Source organism: Bacillus sp. EB V-12 (genome assembly GCF_056158125.1).
Map to the genome: position 1 here is coordinate 54,244 of NZ_JBUXJL010000008.1, position 19,777 is coordinate 74,020.

The 19,777-nt window shown below is 35.4% G+C and carries 19 protein-coding genes; 12 read left to right on the plus strand and 7 right to left on the minus strand.

The features are described from left to right. Positions 1-65: 65 nt before the first annotated feature. The gene (locus ACZDYH_RS22085) at positions 66-1,337 is read left to right on the plus strand and encodes a hypothetical protein (RefSeq protein ID WP_044307361.1); all 1,272 of its coding nucleotides are present in this window, start codon (positions 66-68) and stop codon (positions 1,335-1,337) included. Here ACZDYH_RS22085 and nhaC read toward each other — a convergent pair. Beyond that, entirely contained in the window at positions 1,326-2,747 is a 1,422-nt protein-coding gene (gene nhaC, locus ACZDYH_RS22090) for a Na+/H+ antiporter NhaC (RefSeq protein WP_000711525.1), read from the minus strand. The two genes, ACZDYH_RS22085 and nhaC, sit on opposite strands and share 12 nt — an antisense overlap. 293 nt (positions 2,748-3,040) lie before the next feature. Between nhaC and ACZDYH_RS22095 the strand changes: the two genes are divergently transcribed. Continuing rightward, a complete protein-coding gene (locus ACZDYH_RS22095) occupies positions 3,041-4,156 on the plus strand; it encodes a M20 peptidase aminoacylase family protein (RefSeq protein WP_044307360.1) in 1,116 nt (371 codons plus the stop codon). 234 nt (positions 4,157-4,390) lie between these two features. Further along, positions 4,391-4,996: an SAM-dependent methyltransferase gene (locus tag ACZDYH_RS22100; protein WP_016121511.1), complete on the plus strand. Its 606-nt coding sequence runs from the start codon at positions 4,391-4,393 to the stop codon at positions 4,994-4,996. A gap of 34 nt (positions 4,997-5,030) precedes the next feature. Here the strand turns inward: ACZDYH_RS22100 and ahpF are convergent, their stop codons facing one another. Continuing rightward, positions 5,031-6,557: an alkyl hydroperoxide reductase subunit F gene (gene ahpF / locus ACZDYH_RS22105; protein ID WP_000599508.1), complete on the minus strand. Its 1,527-nt coding sequence runs from the start codon at positions 6,555-6,557 to the stop codon at positions 5,031-5,033. A 14-nt stretch (positions 6,558-6,571) separates the two neighbouring features. After that, entirely contained in the window at positions 6,572-7,135 is a 564-nt protein-coding gene (gene ahpC, locus ACZDYH_RS22110) for an alkyl hydroperoxide reductase subunit C (RefSeq protein WP_000924420.1), read from the minus strand. Between the two features lie 591 nt (positions 7,136-7,726). Between ahpC and mtnK the strand changes: the two genes are divergently transcribed. Genes mtnK through ACZDYH_RS22125 form a run of 3 tightly spaced genes read left to right on the plus strand, consistent with a single transcriptional unit; the run spans position 7,727 to position 10,707 of the window. Next, entirely contained in the window at positions 7,727-8,956 is a 1,230-nt protein-coding gene (mtnK, locus tag ACZDYH_RS22115; RefSeq protein ID WP_000033223.1) for an S-methyl-5-thioribose kinase, read from the plus strand. A gap of 9 nt (positions 8,957-8,965) precedes the next feature. Continuing rightward, entirely contained in the window at positions 8,966-10,012 is a 1,047-nt protein-coding gene (mtnA, locus tag ACZDYH_RS22120) for an S-methyl-5-thioribose-1-phosphate isomerase (protein ID WP_012593139.1), read from the plus strand. Between the two features lie 53 nt (positions 10,013-10,065). Continuing rightward, complete coding sequence (locus ACZDYH_RS22125) at positions 10,066-10,707, plus strand: L-fuculose-phosphate aldolase (protein WP_000926554.1); 642 nt, start codon at positions 10,066-10,068, stop codon at positions 10,705-10,707. 44 nt (positions 10,708-10,751) lie between these two features. Here ACZDYH_RS22125 and ACZDYH_RS22130 read toward each other — a convergent pair whose 3' ends face one another. Genes ACZDYH_RS22130 through ACZDYH_RS22140 form a run of 3 tightly spaced genes read right to left on the minus strand, consistent with a single transcriptional unit; the run spans position 10,752 to position 13,762 of the window. Next, positions 10,752-11,759, minus strand: a complete 1,008-nt coding sequence (locus ACZDYH_RS22130; protein ID WP_000983753.1) for a FecCD family ABC transporter permease — start codon at positions 11,757-11,759, stop codon at positions 10,752-10,754. Next, positions 11,756-12,796 (minus strand): FecCD family ABC transporter permease, encoded by a 1,041-nt coding sequence (locus tag ACZDYH_RS22135; RefSeq protein WP_002025239.1) that lies wholly within the window; start codon positions 12,794-12,796, stop codon positions 11,756-11,758. The genes ACZDYH_RS22130 and ACZDYH_RS22135 overlap by 4 nt, the downstream gene beginning before the upstream one ends. A gap of 48 nt (positions 12,797-12,844) precedes the next feature. Continuing rightward, positions 12,845-13,762, minus strand: a complete 918-nt coding sequence (locus ACZDYH_RS22140; RefSeq protein WP_000732579.1) for an iron-hydroxamate ABC transporter substrate-binding protein — start codon at positions 13,760-13,762, stop codon at positions 12,845-12,847. A gap of 333 nt (positions 13,763-14,095) precedes the next feature. On the opposite strand from ACZDYH_RS22140, the gene ACZDYH_RS22145 reads away from it, so the two are divergent. Then, a complete protein-coding gene (locus ACZDYH_RS22145; protein ID WP_001078267.1) occupies positions 14,096-15,145 on the plus strand; it encodes an NAD(P)/FAD-dependent oxidoreductase in 1,050 nt (349 codons plus the stop codon). 196 nt (positions 15,146-15,341) lie between these two features. On the opposite strand, the gene ACZDYH_RS22150 is transcribed toward ACZDYH_RS22145, so the two are convergent. Beyond that, the gene (locus ACZDYH_RS22150) at positions 15,342-15,710 is read right to left on the minus strand and encodes a hypothetical protein (protein ID WP_016121517.1); all 369 of its coding nucleotides are present in this window, start codon (positions 15,708-15,710) and stop codon (positions 15,342-15,344) included. Positions 15,711-15,896: 186 nt separating this feature from the next. Between ACZDYH_RS22150 and ACZDYH_RS22155 the strand changes: the two genes are divergently transcribed. The 5 genes from ACZDYH_RS22155 (at position 15,897) to ACZDYH_RS22175 (ending at position 19,685) form a co-directional block, all read left to right on the plus strand. Beyond that, the gene (locus ACZDYH_RS22155; protein WP_001998970.1) at positions 15,897-16,136 is read left to right on the plus strand and encodes a helix-turn-helix domain-containing protein; all 240 of its coding nucleotides are present in this window, start codon (positions 15,897-15,899) and stop codon (positions 16,134-16,136) included. Between the two features lie 235 nt (positions 16,137-16,371). After that, positions 16,372-16,881: a spore coat protein gene (locus tag ACZDYH_RS22160; RefSeq protein WP_071740540.1), complete on the plus strand. Its 510-nt coding sequence runs from the start codon at positions 16,372-16,374 to the stop codon at positions 16,879-16,881. Positions 16,882-16,901: 20 nt separating this feature from the next. After that, complete coding sequence (locus ACZDYH_RS22165; protein ID WP_000443836.1) at positions 16,902-17,351, plus strand: hypothetical protein; 450 nt, start codon at positions 16,902-16,904, stop codon at positions 17,349-17,351. A gap of 161 nt (positions 17,352-17,512) precedes the next feature. Beyond that, the gene (locus tag ACZDYH_RS22170) at positions 17,513-18,181 is read left to right on the plus strand and encodes an LSm family protein (protein ID WP_001004268.1); all 669 of its coding nucleotides are present in this window, start codon (positions 17,513-17,515) and stop codon (positions 18,179-18,181) included. A 238-nt stretch (positions 18,182-18,419) separates the two neighbouring features. After that, positions 18,420-19,685 (plus strand): S-adenosylmethionine decarboxylase related protein, encoded by a 1,266-nt coding sequence (locus ACZDYH_RS22175; protein WP_474887184.1) that lies wholly within the window; start codon positions 18,420-18,422, stop codon positions 19,683-19,685. Positions 19,686-19,777 lie beyond the last annotated feature (92 nt).

Here is a 19,777-nt window from a genome sequence, read left to right on the forward strand (position 1 = left end):
AGTTTTATACATTTGATATAGTTGACGTTAAATAGTCGTTAATTAATGATAAGGAGTTAGAGAAAATGATGATAAAAATTGCAGTTGTCGGTTCAAAGGAGTTTATGGAGAACCTTTTTCCTATTGCTCAAAAATTAGAGGGAATAGAAATTGATCCATATATTTACCTTCATCCGGCGGAATCTTCTGAACTATTAAAGTGTCTAAAGCCTTGTGATGTCATCTTTTTCTCAGGTGCTTTACCTTATTATATGGCAAAAGAAATAAGAGAACAATTACGAATTCCAAGTACATACTTACAGCAAGACGAGACAACTGTCGTATCTTCAATTCTTTCTATCATGTATCATCAAAGTATTCAACCACATAACATTTCCATCGATTTAGTAGACCGCTCGTTTATTACAAATGTGTTCCATGATATCGGTATAAAAGAAAGTCCACAAGTGTTGGATTATGAAAATATGCTGTGGAGTAAAGATGAAATAAATAGAGTTATCGATTTTCATGTAGCTAAATATCAATCTGGAGAGGCTCATTTAGCTTTAACTAGTATTCACGCTGTTTACGACGAGCTTCAAAAAATAGGTATTCCTTCAGAGCGTATGATTGATCCAACACAGTCCATTATACATGGGCTAAAAGATGCAAAAATAAAAGCTGAGTTAGCAAAAAGCTATTCAGCTACTGTTGGTGCTTGTATTATTTCTTCCTTAGAATTACGAGCGAGTTTGCTTGAAAAACTAGATGTCATTTCAAAAGAACTACGTGGTTCATTTAAACAAGTGGATGAAATGACATGCATTTTGTATACAACTCGTGGTGATATCGAATCGATTATTAAAACAAATGCGATAGATAACTTGTTTGCGAGCATAGAAGGAACGATAGCTATTGGATTTGGTTATGGGAAAACCGTGAAAGAAGCGGAGCAAAATGCAAAAATTGCTCAAAGTTTTGCAAAGAACAATCCAATAGATCGTTGTTTTTATATACTAACAAGTGATAAAGATTTGTTTGGTCCGTTCCCGAAAGAACAGAGAGTACAAAGTTTGAAAAATGATAATCCGGAACTAATGAAAATAGCGAAGGAAACGAAGCTTAGTCCGGCCAACTTGTCAAAAATCATTCAATTTAGTCAATCGCACCCGTCATTGAAGTTTACAGCAGCTGACCTTTCTGAGTATTTACAAGTGACTCGAAGATCGACAGAAAGGTTGTTAAAGAAATTAGTTGATTACGGGTATGCTCATATTTGCGGCGAGGAAATGCCCTATCAACAAGGGCGACCTCGCGCACTATATGAACTGAATTTACCGCTATTTTTAAGCTTCTAGTTGAGCTTTTTGTTTCTTTAGCAGTTCTGCTTTTTCAATGTCTGATAGTTTTACAATTGTGAAGCCTGTTATACCATAAATGATTGAGATAATAGGTACGATGAAATTCAAAATAGCATAAGGGGCATATTCAAATGCACCTACGCCAAGTGTAGCGAGAATAAATACACCGCACGTATTCCAAGGAACGAAGACAGAAGTTAATGTTCCGCCATCTTCTAATGCTCTGGATAAGTTTTTTGAATGTAGTCCTTTTTCTGTGTATGCATTTGCGTACATTCTTGAAGGGACAACAATTGAAATATATTGTTCAGAGCAAGTAAGGTTTGTTGCAAAACAAGATGCGATAGTAGAAGCGATAAGCCCTTTTGCTGATTTCGCTAACTTTAAAATCTGATTTACAATTGAGCGAAGAATACCTGTATGTTCTAATACTCCTCCGAAAGTCATAGCGACAATTGTCATCGAGACTGTATTCATCATCGAATCTAAGCCACCGCGGTTAAATAGTTCGTCTACTAGCTTGTTTCCAGTGTCTATAACAAATCCAGCTTGGAGTGCACCGACAGATGCTGAGACAGAACCACCTTGAATAAAGACTTGTGATAAAAATCCTAAAATAATACCGACGAGAATCGCTGGTATAGCAGGGACCTTTTTAGCGACCAATACCATAACGACTACGGGTATAATGAGTAGGAAAGGTGAGATAACAAAGTTTTGTTGCAATACTTGTAACGTTTGATCGATGCTCTTCGCATCAATATTGTTAGCGCCGAAGCTTCTTCCTAAGACCGCGTAGACGATAAGAGTAATAATTAAACCTGGAACTGTAGTAAATAACATATGACGAATGTGTGCGAATAAATCTGTATTTGTTAATCCTGCGGCTAAGTTAGTTGTGTCTGAAAGCGGTGACATTTTATCGCCAAAATAAGAGCCTGAAATAATGGCACCAGCAACCATTGGAGCTGGAATTCCCATACTTAGGCCAATTCCCATTCCAGCAACACCAATTGTGCCCATTGTAGACCAAGAGCTACCAATTGCTAATGCTACGATAGAACAAATGACGGTAATGGAAACTAAAAATAGTGATGGAGTTAAAAGTTTTAAACCGTAATAAATCATCGTTGCGACGATTCCACCGCCAATCCAAGCACCAATTGTTAAGCCAACAAGAATAATAATGACGATAGCAGGTAATGCAAGACGAATCCCTTTATACATTGCTTCTTCAAGATCATTCCATTTGTAACCGTAACGCCAAGCGACAATAGAAGCAACGGTTGTACCAATAATAAGTGGAACGTGAGGGGTTTGTTTTAATACAACAATTGTAACCATCATAACTGCAACGGTAATGATAATAGGGATAATCGCTATTCCAAAAGGTATTTCTTTTTTCATAAAGTTCCTCCTTGTTACGTATGTTTGTTTGTATTTTTAGAATTGTCGTAAAATAGACGTTTATTAGGTTATGATAACTAAAAGTTTATGTAAGCGTCAACATAAAAAACAGAAAATAAGGAATGTTCTAGTTGTTTGTTTAGTTTGTAATATAAGTGCAGAGTAAGCTTTTTAAGTATTTAAAAATAAATAATTGACTTTTTTCTTAAAATTCAATATGTTCATAAAAACATCTGTTTTTCATAAGTATAATTAACCCGAATCGTTTGTAATGTGGGAAGGAGACTGGAACGTTGAAAACATTAGAACTACAAGAGCGCTTAACGGAGATTTTTCAGCATTTACACGAAAACCCTGAAGTAAGTTGGAAAGAATATGAAACGACAGCGTATATTACTGACTTTTTAAAAGAAGAAGGAATTTCATATAGAACATTTGATGATTGTCCAGGTGTAATTGCTGAGATTGGAGGCGGGAATCCAGTTATTGCGATTCGTGCTGATATGGATGCACTTTGGCAAGAAGTAAATGGAGAATTTAAAGCGAACCATTCATGTGGCCATGATGCTCATATGACCATTGTAATGGGACTTATTTTACAATTGAAAAATATGAGATGGAAAAGTGGTACGGTTAGATTTATTTTTCAGCCAGCAGAAGAGAAGGGGAATGGTGCTTTGAAGATGGTGGAGAAAGGTGCTGTAGATGATGCTGATTTCTTATTTGGCGTCCATCTAAGACCAATTGAAGAACTATCTTTGAAACAAGCAGCCCCATCTATTCGTCATGGAGCAGCAGGATTTTTAGAGGGTATGATTCATGGGGAGGATGCACACGGGGCAAGACCACATCAAGGTGTGAATGCAATTGATGTCATTTCCATGATTAATATCGGTTTGAAAAATATTTGGCTGCCACCGCAAAGTTCTTATTCAGTAAAAATGACGAGATGCCAAGCTGGTGGTGATAATTTAAATATTATTCCGGGAAATGGTCATTTCAGTTTAGATGTAAGAGCAGAGAGTAATATACTATTAGAAGAATTAAAGAAAAAGATTGAGCATGTAATAGAATCAGCTGCATCGATGGGATCAAAAACTTCATACGAATGGATGGATCTTGCACCAGGAGCAGAGGTTTCCGAAGAAGCAGAGCGCTTTATGCGTAAAGGTATTCTCGAAGTGTATGGGGAAGAGAGATGCACAGGGCCTCTCTATACGACAGGAAGCGATGATTTCCATTACTATACAGTGAAAAGACCACATTTAAAAGCTGTCATGCTTGGACTAGGAGCAGACCTACAACCTGGATTACACCATCCGTATATGAGGTTTGACCATAGTTGTATTATGGATGGGGTAGAAATATTGAAACAAACTATATTGAAAGTGTTAGAAGACAGGGGCTAGAGAGCTCCTGTTTTTTTGTCGTGAATTGTCGGCAAATCGATATATTTGAAAAACCGTTGATATATTTTGAGTTATGATAGATATATTGAGAAAATCGTTGATATATTTGAAGTTACGATAGATATATTAAGAAAATCGTTAATATAATTTCACGTACCTATTAATTTGATGAAAAATGAGCCTCCAGTACATGGTGTATAATAATAAGTACCATTTTTTAATAGGAGAAAACGAATGAACGAACAATATTACGATGCAGTTTTACATATAAAAACAGTCGGTGAGCAAAAAGGGTTTAACAAGTCTATGCATTATCATCGCTATGAACCGACACCGTATAGCGGGTTAGATGAGTTATTGAATCAATATGAAATACGAAGTAGCGACCGAATTGTAGACTTTGGGTGCGGAAAAGGGCGGTTAAACTTTTATATGCACCATAAGTGTAGTGCTTCAGCGGTTGGAATTGAAATGAATGAAGAGTTTTATAAAGAAGCGATGGATAATCTTAATCGTTATGCCCGAAAGGTAAGAAACAGTAAAGACAAAATTCGATTTGAATGTTGTTTAGCGCAGGAATATGAGATTGATCCACATGATAATAGGTTTTATTTCTTTAATCCGTTTTCTGTGCAAGTGTTTATGAATGTAGTAAATAACATTTTGCTTTCAGTAGAAGAAACGGGGAGAGAAGTAGATATTATTTTATATTATCCTTCTGAGGACTATATTTTCTTCTTAGAAAATCAGACTGCGTTTGAGCTGAAGAAAGAAGTTAGATTGTCAGGTGCTTATGAGAAGAATGGGAATGAGAGGTTTTTAGTTTATACATTAGGGTAATAAAAAAACAGGTGCCAAGGCACCTGTTTTTTTATTAGTTACGGATTAAGTAATCAAATGCACCTAAAGCTGCGTTTGCACCTGAACCCATAGAGATGATGATTTGTTTGTACGGATTATTTGTACAGTCACCTGCAGCAAACACTCCTGGTACGTTTGTAGCGCCGTGCTTGTCTGTTACGATTTCACCGCGAACGCGTTCAACTGTTTCGCCTAACCAGTCTGTGTTTGGCACAAGACCGATTTGTACGAATACACCTTGTAATTCAACGTGATGAACTTCTTCAGTTTCACGATCGATGTAAGAAATACCGTTTACTTTATCAGTACCAGTGATTTCTTTCGTTTGAACGTTTTTCAGAACAGTTACGTTTGGTAAGCTGTTAAGACGCTCTTGTAATACAGCATCAGCTTTTAATTCTGGCATGAATTCAAGAACAGTTACGTGCTTAACGATACCTGCTAAGTCGATAGCTGCTTCAATACCAGAGTTACCTCCGCCGATAACTGCTACGTCTTTTCCAGTGAATAATGGACCGTCACAGTGTGGGCAATATGCTACACCTTTATTTTTGAACTCAGCTTCACCTGGTACGCCAACATTACGCCAGCGAGCACCTGTAGAAACGATTACGCTCTTACTTTTCAGAATAGCGCCGTTTTCAAGTTCCACTTCAATAAGTTCTTTTTTCTCTAAACGTTTCGCACGTTGTAGATTCATTACATCGATGTCGTATTCTTTTACGTGCTCTTCAAGGCTTGCTACTAGCTTAGGACCTTCAGTCTTTTTCACGCTGATGAAGTTCTCAATGCCCATAGTATCCATTACTTGACCACCGAAGCGCTCAGCAACGATACCAGTGCGGATGCCTTTACGTGCTGCGTAAATTGCTGCACTTGCACCAGCAGGGCCGCCACCAACAACAAGAACATCGTATGGATCTTTATCAGAAAGCTCTGATGCATCTGGACCGTTACCCATTTTAGCTAAAATTTCTTCAAGTGTCATACGACCGCTTCCGAAAGATTCGCCGTTTAGGTAAACAGTTGGTACTGCCATAATGTCTTTGCTTTCTACTTCCTCTTTGAATGCAGCGCCATCAATCATAGTATGTGTAATACCAGGGTTAAGAACGCTCATTACGTTAAGAGCTTGTACAACATCAGGACAGTTATGACAACTTAGGCTGATATAAGATTCAAAATGATATTCGCCTTGAATGTTTTTAATTTGATCGATTAATTTTTGTTCAACTTTTGGAGCGCGTCCACTTACTTGTAGTAAAGCTAACACTAATGATGTAAATTCGTGTCCTAATGGAATACCAGCGAATACGACACCAGTGTTTTCACCAGGGCGGTTTACGCTAAAGCTTGGTGTTCTCTCTAATTCAACTTTTTCTACTGTAATCTTAGATGACATAGTAGCTAATTCGTCTACTAGAGCTAACATATCTTTAGATACGTTATCGTCTCCTGCGCTTACTTTAAGTAAAATATCGTTCTCCATTAATTGAAGGTATTGGGATAGTTGTGTTTTTATATCTGCATCTAGTATCATTTTGATCGAACTCCTTAGATTTTGCCTACAAGGTCAAGGCTTGGTTTAAGTGTTGCAGAACCCTCTTGCCATTTAGCTGGGCAAACTTCACCTGGGTTGTTACGTACGTATTGAGCAGCTTTAATTTTGTTAACAAGAATGCTTGCGTCACGGCCGATACCGTCAGCATTGATTTCCATAGATTGGATAACGCCGTCTGGATCGATGATGAATGTACCACGAGCAGCAAGACCTTCTTCTTCCATTAAAACGTTGAAGTTTGTAGTGATTGTGCGAGTTGGGTCACCAATCATGATGTACTCGATTTTGCCGATAGTTTCTGAGCTATCATGCCATGCTTTGTGAGTGAAGTGAGTGTCTGTAGATACAGAGTATACTTCAACGCCTAAGTCTTTTAGAGTTGCGTATTGGTTTTGTAAGTCTTCAAGTTCAGTTGGGCAAACGAATGTGAAGTCAGCTGGGTAGAAACAAACTACACTCCATTTTCCTTTTAAACTTTCGTCAGTAACTTGGATAAATTCTCCATTATGGTAAGCATTAGCTTTAAACGGTTTTACTTCTGTGCCGATTAATAACATATTAAAATTCCTCCTAAATGTTGGTTTTGAGCATCAAAAAATAGTGTGCTCATAAAATATATTTTTTAATTAACTATAATAATTCTAATTCGATATTAATTATCATATAGAAGTGGTTATTTTGTCAAGAGAATAAACCAACTTTATACCGATTTAATTAATATTTATTCTCAATTAAGGCTAACAGGGAATGGAAAGGTAACTTTAAGTTTATAAATTTTCAATGATTGTTTGAAAGAGTAGTGTGTATGTTAGAGATATGGTGTAAGTGTAAATTCTTAGGAAGGAAATATTTCTTAGAAGTTATGTATTTGAAAAGGAACTGCTTATTTCTATTTTACAAAGAATTGTGCGATAAATAAAATAAAATGAATTGAAATCTTTTTGAACAATTTTTGTCATCTCGAATATATAATTAGGAAGTATATTACGATGATAGTTAGAAATATTGACTCAAAGTGCTAACGAGATATAATAAAACCTAGATATACCTTTCAAAAAGAAGAATACATATTTATAGGATGAAAAAATTCAACCTATTATTTTTTATAGCTTTTAGAAAACGCTTACAATTGGTGTGGAGGGGAAACCATGTCTAAGTTCACAAAGTATTTTTTAATGGAAGCTAAAGATGTGATTGCATATGTGAAAGAGAAATTATCTAAGTTTGAACATGCAAAGGGGCTAAAGTGTAAAGAAATAGGTGATGGCAATTTAAATTATGTGTTCCGCGTTTGGGATGAAAAAGAGAACATGTCTGTCATCGTAAAGCAAGCTGGGGATACAGCTCGCATTTCAGATGAGTTTAAGTTGTCGACGAATCGTATTCGCATAGAATCAGATGTTTTGCAGTTAGAGGATGAGTTAGCACCTGGACTTGTTCCTAAGGTGTATTTATTTGATAGTGTGATGAACTGTTGCGTAATGGAAGATTTATCGAATCACACAATATTACGTACAGCACTTATAAATCATCAAATATTTCCGCGGCTTGCTGACGACTTAACTACTTTTATGGTAAATACACTTTTATTAACATCGGATGTTGTAATGAATCATAAAGAGAAGAAGGAACTTGTGAAGAATTATATAAATCCTGAATTATGTGAGATTACAGAGGACCTCGTATATTCAGAACCATTTACAAATCATAATAAGCGTAATGAGTTATTTCCTTTAAATGAGGGATGGATTAGGGAGCATATTTATAGTGATAAAGAGCTTCGGATGGAAGTAGCGAAACGTAAATTTTCTTTTATGACGAATGCACAGGCGCTTATTCATGGTGATTTACATACTGGTTCTGTTTTTGTAAGAGATGATTCTACAAAGGTTATTGATCCTGAGTTTGCTTTTTATGGACCTATGGGATATGACGTCGGGAATGTAATGGCGAATTTAATGTTTGCTTGGGTGAATGCAGATGCAACGATGCTACCTGGAGCTGAGAAAGATACGTATATGGATTGGTTACAAACTACGATGGTAGAGGTAATTGATTTATTTAAGAAGAAGTTTTTAGATGCTTGGGATATTCATGTGACCGAGATTATGGCGAAGGAAGAAGGCTTTAACGAAGCCTATTTACAATCTGTATTAGAGGATACAGCTGCAGTGACAGGTCTTGAATTAATCCGCCGTATTGTTGGATTAGCGAAAGTAAAAGATATTACTTGTATTGAGAATGAGGAAGCACGTGCTAGAGCGGAGCGAATTTGTCTTAAAGTAGCGAAGAGTTTTATTTTACGAGCGAATCAATATAGAACGGGTACAAGTTTTGTAGAAACGTTAAAAGAACAGTCAATGCACTACGCGGAGTAAGGGGAGAATATGATGGAAGAGCAATTAATACCAATTCAGTGGAAAGATGATTCTTTAGTTTTATTAGATCAAACGTTATTACCGAATGAAATTGTTTATGAATCTTTTAAAACAGCTGAAAGTGTGTGGGATGCCATTCAAGTAATGAAAGTACGAGGTGCACCAGCGATTGGTGTTTCAGCAGCTTATGGAGTGTATTTAGGGATAAAGGAATTTGCTGAAAGTACGGAAGAAGGATTTATGGATGAAGTAAGAAAGGTATGTACATACTTGGCGACATCAAGACCGACTGCCGTAAATTTATTTTGGGCACTTGAAAGAATGGAAAGTGTAGCGACAGATAATATTCATTTATCAATCTCACAGCTGAAAAATAGATTACTAGAAGAGGCAAAAGAGATTCATAGAGAAGATGAAGAAATTAACCGTCAAATTGGAGAACATGCATTAACATTATTCCATGATGGAATGGGAGTATTAACACATTGTAATGCTGGTGCGTTAGCGACGACTAAGTATGGTACTGCGACGGCTCCAATGTACTTAGCGAAAGAAAAAGGATGGGACTTAAAAATCTTTTCGGATGAAACACGTCCAAGATTACAAGGGTCAACGTTAACGGCATTAGAACTACAGCGAGCGGGAATTGATGTTACTGTCATTACGGATAATATGGCGGCTATGGTCATGTCACAAGGGAAGATTGACGCTGTAATTGTTGGATGCGACCGTGTGGCAGCGAACGGTGATATAGCAAATAAAATTGGAACATTAGGCGTATCTATTTTAGCGAAATACTACAACATTCCGTTTTATGTAGCGGCACCAACGCCGACAATTGATTTAAAGACATCGACAGGAAAAGAAATTCCGATTGAAGAAAGAGATGCTTCTGAAGTGATTAATCGTTTCGGACAATATTCAGCTCCGACAGAAAGTAAAGTATATAATCCAGCATTTGATGTTACTCCACATGAAAATGTAACAGCGATTATTACAGAAAAAGGGATTGTAAAGGCACCGTTTACGGAGAATTTAAAAAAGCTATTTCAATAAGTAGATAAATGTAAAAGTCAGTCATCATAAGCTTCATACTTAGGGGGATGTATATGTTATTACAAAAAGAAAGAGAAGAAATTGTAGCGTATGGAAAGAAAATGATTTCTAGTGGTTTAACAAAGGGAACGGGCGGTAATATTAGTATCTTTAATCGTGAACAAGGTCTTGTTGCGATTAGCCCAAGTGGTTTAGAGTATTATGAAACAAAGCCTGAAGATGTAGTTATATTAAACCTAGATGGTGAAGTAGTAGAAGGAGAGAGAAAACCATCAAGTGAATTAGATATGCACCTTATTTACTATAGGAAGCGTGAAGATATAAATGCGCTTGTGCATACACATTCTCCTTACGCGAAGACGATTGCGTCATTAGGATGGGAGCTTCCGGCTGTGTCATATTTAATTGCTTTTGCAGGCCCGAATGTCCGCTGTGCGCCGTATGAAACATTTGGTACGAAGCAATTAGCGGATGCTGCTTTTGAAGGCATGATTGATCGCCGAGCTGTGCTACTTGCAAATCACGGTTTAATTGCTGGTGCAAATAATATAAAAATGGCGTTTACTGTTGCAGAAGAGATTGAGTTTTGTGCTCAAATTTATTATCAAACGAAAAGCATTGGGGAACCAAAGCTATTGCCAGAAGATGAGATGGAGAATTTGGCGAAGAAGTTTGAAGGGTATGGGCAGCAGTAGAATGAAACAAAGACACCCTCAAGAAAAGATCTTGAGGGTGTCTTTTACGCTTTCTTAAGCAACAAATACATAAAGTAAGGAGCCCCAATTAAAGCAACGACAATACCTGCTGGAATGCCATTAGGATCAACGATATTTCGTCCGATTGTATCTGCTAATAATAATAGCCATCCGCCGATTAAAAGGGCGATAGGCATGAAAATTTGATGTCTTGGACCTACTAAAGATTTCGCAATATGAGGAGCCATTAATCCGATAAAGCTAATTCCTCCTGTTACGGAAACAGCTGCAGCTGCAAGTGCAACGGCTGCAACTAATAAGTACCTGCGTTCTTTTTCAATTTCAATTCCAACGCCAATTGCGACTGGTTCGTTTAATGCTAAAATGTTTAATCGATTTGCTTTATAGAAAATAAACGGAATGAATACGATTAACCATGGGAGCATTGCTAAAACGAAGATCCAGTCATCTCCCCAAATATTTCCGGCAATCCATTTTGAAATAAAGTCTACTTTCATACGATCCGCGGATGAAATAAGGACAATCATCGTTCCAGATAGTGCAAATGCAAAACCGATACCGGTTAATGTTAATCGGATTGGTTGAAGTCCAGTTGATTTACTATATGAAAATACGTAAATTAGAACAGCTGTCAGAAATGCTCCGATAAATCCAACTACAGGTAGTAAGTAAAGAAATGAACCTACATCTATTGGAAAGTATAAAAAGAAAATAGCAACAGCAACACCGGCCCCAGAGTTAATACCAAGAATACCAGGTTCAGCTAAATCATTTCGGGTAATTCCTTGCAGAATAGCCCCTGATAAAGCGAGAGCCATACCAGCTAATAATGTAATGACAATTCTAGGTAGTCTTAAAGAGTATAAAACAAACTCCTCTTTAAAAGTCCCTTGCCCCATTAATGTTGGGAGTAGTCGATCATAAGATAAAGACGCTGAACCAAGTCCCATTCCAACTACAATGGTTGTGATGATTACTATAAGTAAAGCGAGTATAATGAGACGCTGTTTTCTTAAAATAGATTGCATCATGAGAATGTTTTTCCTCCTTTACGTACAATGAATAGGAAGAATGGTAACCCTACAATCGCAACAATTGCCGCAACTGGTGTTTCGTATGGAGCGTTAATAGTACGTCCGATTGTATCTGCAAGTAGCATAAAGGAAGCTCCAGCAATTGCTGACATCGGTATAACAAATCGGTAATCTGGACCGACAATTGGGCGTACCATGTGAGGTACCATTAAGCCGATAAATGCCATATTTCCAACAAGCGCTACAGATGCACCTGCAAGTAAGATAATAATGATAAATAAAATAGTTTTAATAACAATAATTTTTTGACCTAGTCCAATAGCCACTTCCTCACTGAAACTAAGAACTGTCAATTTTTTTGCTAGTAAGATAGCGATAAAGATACTAATTGAAATGACTGGAATAATAATTTTTAATTGGCTCCAAGTTGTTCCAATTACGCCCCCAGCAGTCCAAAGTGATACATCTTGTGAAATTTTAAAGTAAATGCCGATTCCTTCTGAAATTGCGAGTAGAAATGCTGAAACTGCAGCGCCTGCTAATACAATTCGAAGAGGAGAAAGGCCGCCTTTTTTCACCATACCAATTCCAAATACCATAATTGCGCCAATTGCCGCACCGATAAAGCAAGCTAATGTTAAGTAAAGATAGCTGATGGAAGGGTTGAAAGCAAGTGTCAGTGCAAGCGCAGCATTTGCTCCACCAGATAGCCCTAATAATCCAGGATCCGCAAGTGGATTTCGTGTTAATCCTTGCATAATTGCCCCAGAAACGGCTAATCCAGCTCCTACAAAAATAGCAGCAACTTCACGTGGTAAACGTATTTCTCGAATAATAGATATTTTGTCTCCTTTAGCGGAGGAAGTGAGTGCTAACCATACATCTTTTATCGAAGTATCTGCAGCACCTAATACCATTGCAACCATAAAAATAAGAAAGAATGCAATTAAGCTTAAAATTAGTTTGTATGTAAAAGCTATAGAACGTGGATTGTCATGATCTTTTGTCATTCGTTTCACATCTTTTCTGTTCATAGAATAAAGGAAGAGGAATTCTTAAATTAAGAATTCCTCATGTTTGTATTATTTACCAAGAAAGCTCTTCTTGAAGAAGTCTAGTTGGAAATCTAATGTAAGTGGATCATTGAAATAGAATTCCATCATGTTTGCTTCATATACGCGATTATTTTTTACTGCTGGGATGTTTTTATATGATTCTGTCTCTTGGAATGAGTTATCAGTATCTTTGTTTTTACTTACGATTAAGTAATCACCAGCAAATTCAGGTAATACCTCAGTAGATAATGCGTAGTAACCTTCTTTTAATGCTTTTTCTTTTACTTTTTCAGGCATTTTTAATTTCATTTCTTGGTACAGGATTTCTGTTCCACGGCCCCAGTTCTCGCCGTATACATAAAGCTGTTTGTTGAAGTTTTCTACAACAGAAACTGTTGCATCTTCACCGATTTTTGCTTTAATTTCTTTACCAGCTTCTTGTGCACGTTTCTTGAAGTCATCAACCCAAGTTTTTGCTTCTTTTTCTTTATTTAATAACTTACCGATTTCTAAATGCTGTGTTAAGTAATCAACTTTTCCGTAAGTGTATGTTACAGTAGGCGCGATTTTCTTTAACTTATCGACATTTTTAACATTTGATAAACCGATGATTAAATCTGGATTTAGTTCAGCGATTTTTTCAACATTTTCATCAGATACTTCAGCAACATCTTTAAGTTTGCTATCAAAACGTGGGTTTTGTTTAGACCATGAATCTACCCCAACAAGATTTACACCTAATGACATTACGTTACCAGCGAATGATGATAGTACAACAACGCGTTTTGGATTTGCAGGAACTTCTACTTTACCATTTTCAGATTGGTATGTAATTGTTTCTGATTTACTACCTTTTGCATCGTTCTTTTTGTCTGTAGAGCCATTGCTACAAGCACTCATAACAAGAACGAAAAGAACTGTTAGTGAAATAAATAACTTTTTCATCGTCTTTCTCCTTTAACATAGATGATATGTGTATACAATAATTTATTTAACTGCAATCTTTTTGAAAGAGTAGTGGTAAAGCAAAATGATTTATTAAAAATCTTGAATATGAGATTTTATAATATAGTATTAACCATATTAATAAAAGAAGATGTAATCTCAAATTTGCTAATTATTAACAAAATGATAATGATTATCACTATTGATTCTTTAAATAATATAATTTTATATAGGTGTATTGTCAATAGTAATTTTGATTGTAAATTTTGCGGAAACAGGTTATATTTTATTGAGAATGATAATCAATGATTAATAGCTGAGGAGTGAGCACGAATGAATCGAGAAGAATTGTTTGATGTAACCGTGATAGGCGGAGGACCTGCAGGGCTTTATTCAGCTTTTTATAGTGGACTCAGAGAAATGAAAACAAAAATAATAGAATTTCAACCACATTTAGGTGGAAAAATACATGTGTATCCGGAAAAAATGATTTGGGATGTAGGAGGACTATTGCCAGTTACAGGTGATAAGTTAATTGAACAACTTGTACAGCAAGGGTTAACATTTAAGCCGGAAGTTGTATTAGATACAAAAGTAGAATCGATTATTCGTAATCAAGATGGTACTTTTACATTAAAAACAAGTACTGGCGAAGAACACTTTTCAAAAACAGTTATCGTCGCAACAGGAAGTGGTATATTGAAACCGCAAAAGTTATCTATTGAAGGTGCTGAGCGATTTGAAGTATCGAATTTAAATTATACAGTTAAATCTTTAAAGCGTTTCAAAGGTAAAACAGTTATTATTTCCGGTGGAGGCAATTCTGCTGTTGATTGGGCAAATGAATTGGAACCAATTGCGAAAAAAGTGTATGTAACCTATAGAAAAGAAGAATTATCTGGTCATGAAGCACAAGTAAAACAACTTATGAACAGCTCAGCGGAGTGTTTCTTTAATACATCGATTACAAAATTAATTGCTGGTGATAATCATGAAGCGATCGAATATGTAGAATTAACAAATCATGAAACAGGTGAGGTTTCTCACTTACCTATTGATGAAGTTATTATTAATCATGGATATGAACGCGACATTACATTATTAGAAAATAGTGAGTTAGACGTTGCAATTATAGATAATTATTATATTGCAGGTAATGCAAATAGTGAGTCTTCAGTAGATGGATTATATGCTGCTGGAGATATTTTAAAGCACGAAGGGAAACTACACTTAATTGCAGGTGCATTCCAAGATGCTGGAAATGCTGTGAATAAAGCAAAGCAATTTATCCAACCAGATGCAAGTGAGTACGGAATGGTTTCTTCTCATAATGAAGTATTTAAGAAGAGAAATCGCGAACTGATTAAGCAGATGATAAAATAATAAGGAACAAGTATACCCCCACATACTTCTCTATTCAAATGGATGAGAGATGTACGTGGGGGTTTTCCTGTTTACTATATTTTCAATCATTATAATGACACCGGTTTCATCAGTTCATATGATATGAACATTTTTATTGGTAAAGCATCTTAGAAAACAATTTAGCTATGTTTTGCTTACGCAGAACATGGCTAAATTAAGCTGTCCCTTTAGCGCGTTCATTAGGAAATGGCATATTTAGTATAGAAGCAATATATTGTTTTCCATGTTTTCGAGCCAATGATTCTAATATTTGACGGACGCGTTTTGTAAGATGACCTTGTTTTTGGATGGCTTCACAATATGCGTCATAGAAGGCATATTTAGCCCAAAGGAAATCATCTTGTTGGAATAAGAAATGATTTTTGTACCATTCACCAATTGTATGATAACAATTGTTTTCATGTATTGCTGTGCTTTGAGAAAGAAAACGATCAGATAAAGATACATTCAAATGAGAAATTGTGTTTTCTGTTTCAACTTGTAGTGTTTTTTCTAACATTGTAATGATGTGACGAGTAGCCATATGTTAACTCTCCTTTGTGTAAATGGGTAATACCATTCTATATTTAAAAAATTCTTACTATATAATACTATACAATATATGGAATGCATCTACCTGCTTTTTGAACTGCATTTACAAAATCTTTTTTATTTGTTTACAAAAATAAAGTAAAGTAAGATACAGTATAGATGAAAAAATAATAAAGGAATGAACGCATTGTATATAACAGTAGAAGAGACTGCGGAGTATTTGAATTTACCAAAATCGTATATTGAAGAGTTAATTCAGCAAAAGAAAATTCGTGCGCTATTCGATGGAGAGCAATATTTAGTAAATAAAGAACAATTTAATACACATTTAGAACAAATGGAGAAATATAAGCAATTAGTGGAAGAAATATTGAACGAACCAATTCCAGAAGATATGGATGTTAAAGACGAAGATTAAACTATGGAAAATCCCTTATGAAGATATGCAGAAATGTATATTCATAAGGGATTTTTTGTTTGAAGATATCAAAAACATAAGGAGTTCTTAGCCTTTCTTCAAATTTTGATAGGTAGTAGTCTACCATGTTAAAAGCATATTTTTTTCTAGCTAGGACAAACATAGAGAACGTAACCTGTACAGATACATATACTATCAGTGCAAAAGCTTATAAATTAATGGAAGGGGTTTTCTCGTGAGTTTATTTCATTGTGATTTTCTGAAAGACTTAATTGGATCTTTTGTGAGAGTAAACAGGGGTGGTCCAGAATCTCAAAAAGGGACAATAGTCGCTGTATGTTCGGATTACTTTGTATTAAAGAATGAAAAAGGAGAGCTCTATTACTATCAGATTCGTCATCTGAAAAGTATTACAAAAAATGTGAAAGATTGTAAAGTAGATGATTGCAGATGGTTGGAATGTGAATGTGAAGATGACTTTGAAAAGTTACTTCAAAGCTTCAAATATTGCTGGGTGAAAATTAATCGTGGTGGCCCAGAGAAAGTTGAAGGTATTTTACAAGATGTTTCTTGTGAATTTGTGACACTAATTGTAAAAGAAGAAGTTATATTAGTTGCAGTATCTCATATTAAGAGTGTAACAGTACCTTGTAGAGAGAGCGAAGAAAGCGAAAGTGAAAGCGAAAGTGAAAGTAATGATTCAGGTCGAGCTCGCGCACAAAGACAGTCAAGAAGAGGAAGATAATAAGAAAGGAGGATACAAATTTGGAAAGTATATTATGCTGTGAACAAATTAAAGGCTTAGTCGGTGAGACTGTAAAAGTAAATCTTCGTGGACCAGAGAGTCGAGTGGGGGTACTTGTATCGTTAGGAAGAGATTACCTTACATTACAACTTCCTCTTGGTGAATTAGTATATTACCAATTGAAACATGTGAAGAGTCTAGTTAAGAAAGTGAAAGAAAGTAAATGTGGCGATGGCTATGTTTCATGTTTCTGCTCTGATGATGATACTTTCGTCGATGTATTACGTGACTTGAAGTATAAGTGGGTAAAGATTAACCGTGGCGGCCCAGAGTGTGTAGAAGGCCTATTAAGTGAAGTGCATGAAGAATGTATTACGCTAGTAAACGGTGATGAAGTTATTTATATCATTAATTATCATATTAAGAGTGTGAGTCAAGTAGTGAAATGTAAAAAGAATGAAGATGAATAATGTTTAATAAATAAGAGGGGCATTATGAGGGAAAGAGAAGAACAATTTCTTATTTCGATAGTATGAAAAGGAATTACTTACTATTAAGACAGAACATTGCCCTGATTATTTTTTTGAAACGGAAGATAGGAAAGCTGAAATTCATAGGAAGGAGGATATAGATGAATGAGTTAAACAAAAGTATTGGGGAAAATATATATGTTAAATTAATCGGTGAAAAAAGGTTTAAAGGTATATTAATAGACGTAGGAAATGACATTATTGTTCTTTACAATGGACAAGACTATGTATATATATCTTTATATCATGTACAATACTATAAATTTTTAAGACCACATGACGAAGACATACTAAAACCAGATGTTGATTCTGTAATTAAGAGGGAATCCCCTTCAATTTCTTTGAGAAAAGTATTAAGTACTTCTAAAGGGATTTTTACAGAAGTTTATGTAGCAGGAAATGCTCCAATACATGGTTATGTTACAAGTGTGATGAACGACTATATTGTTTTTTATAGTCCGGTTTATAAAACGGTATATATATCTTTAAAGCATTTAAAATGGTTAATTCCGTATAAAGAAAACCAAGTACCGTATGCCCTCAATAAAAATGAACTCCCCGTAAATCCGTTAAATATTACATTAGCTAGAACATTTGAAGAACAGCTTATTAAAATGACTGGGAAAATTATGGTGTTTGATTTAGGTGAGGAGTCCAATAAAATTGGAAAAATGGCGAAAATTGATGAAGGTCATATTGAAATATCAAAAGCACGTGATGCAAAAATGTATGTGAATATTCAACATGTAAAATCCGTCCATTGTCCGTAGATTAGTTGGAAGGGCTGGCTTTTTCTTTTATATGCAGAAGAAAAGGTCGAGCCTATTTGTTTTAGTTTAATTTGGAGATGAGGGGAAAATGAATTGAATATAAGCATAGTATAGTGTGATTTTTTAAAAGGTAACTTTGCACTAACTTATAAACATTGTGTACGAGCTATCTTATTATATATTCAATTTATTTTTTGAGGAGGAGCTGCTCAACTAATTTATTAAAGGGGTTTTGTTTGTGGAGCAGTTTCCTAATTCGTTATCAATTACATTGCTTGGTAGTGCTGGTGGAGCAGCAAAAGCAGTTTTAGCAATTTTAAATCAAGCGATAGCAAATGAAAAAGATCCAATTTATGAAGTATTAAAGAATGCCAAATTTCATTTGGTGGATATAAAACAAAAAGATAGGACTTATTATGATGAGTTGTTTTCGAATCTGAAAGGTCAATTATATTTATATGAAATAAACCTTCAAAATGTAGTGGAATTTAAACAACATTTAAAAGAAAAAAGAACGAGTGTTGTGATTGATGTTTCAGGGGCAGATACAATTAGAGTATTAAGCTGCTGTAATGAACTAGGAATTTGTTATATTAACTCAGCCTTGGAAAATGAGGCAGTAGATCAGGACGATAGCTTAATTGGCTTTCAGCTTACGGAAAGATATACAAGGTTTGAGAAGGAGAAAGAGAAATTTACAAATACAAAAGCGATTATAGGTTCAGGTATGAATCCAGGTGTTGTTCAATGGATGGTTGTTGAGCTTATGAAGGAACGACCAAATGAAAGGCCAAGAGCATGTTATATTGTAGAACATGACACATCATTTTTGAATGATACAGCACTTATAAAGCCACATACACTTTATGCTTCATGGGCAGTAGAGCGATTTTTAGATGAAGCGATCTGGAGTTATCCGATGTATATGAGTCATCATCGTCCTCTTTACTTTTATGAAGATGTATATTCTTCAGAGTATAAAGTGAAGTTAGGAGAAAAAGAATTCTATGGTTGTTTAATGCCACATGAGGAAGTATTAATTTTAGGGAAAAACTTCAATATGGAAGTTGGTTTTCTTTATCGAATTAATGAGTATACAACAAATATAATTAGACAGAACTTAGATCAAGTAGAAGATTTATGGAACTGGAATCGTAAAGTGTTTAATCCAGCGGAAGAAGAGGTTGCTGGAGAGGACTTGGTCGGTGTGTTACTCGTTTATGAAAATAGTGAGACATATATGTATAATGTGATGAATAGTAGCCAAGTTTTTCGTAAATATAAAACGAATGCAACGTATTTTCAGGTAGGGTGCGGGATTTATGCGGGCTTGTCCAGTTTACTTTTAGATCAATTTGAACAAGGTGCTTATTACGTCGAGGAGTTGTTATTAAACACAGAAAGTAAGTACGGTGAGTATTTAAATTTATATATGAAGGATTTTGTAATGGGGCATAATAATTTTACGGATGGATTGTTACATGACAGGGTAAGATGGATGTAAGTTGTTACCAAAAGGAAGGAGAGATCTCCTTCCTTTCAGTATTATAAGGTTAAATATTGCCCTGAAAGCAATTTCATACTTATACTTTAAGG